1 protein-coding gene is annotated in these 239 nt (G+C 43.1%); it reads right to left on the reverse strand.

Translation table 11 applies throughout. The features are described 5' to 3' along the window. A partial coding sequence (locus AAEZ18_RS19580) for a transposase (RefSeq protein ID WP_352256121.1) occupies positions 1-239 on the reverse strand: 239 nt, incomplete at both ends.

Raw genomic sequence — 239 nt, forward strand, 5'->3', positions numbered from 1 at the left:
ATTTGATGCTTTAATTTTCGCTGGGTGCGAGTGCCTTTTTTCGCTAACGCGAGGTCACGTTGTAAAGAGGTTAATCGCTCTTTGCTGTTTCTGAGGTAACGGGGGTTTTCGACTTGCTCAAAATTACCATCCTGATCGATAGTCGAAAAGTAATGAGAAACACCCCAATCCAAGCCAACAGCTTTAGTGCCACAGTTTCTCTCAATGGTGTCATACTCCATTGAAACTGAAATGAACCA

Source organism: Pseudoalteromonas sp. 19-MNA-CIBAN-0066, assembly GCF_040308705.1.
GTDB lineage: Bacteria > Pseudomonadota > Gammaproteobacteria > Enterobacterales > Alteromonadaceae > Pseudoalteromonas > Pseudoalteromonas nigrifaciens.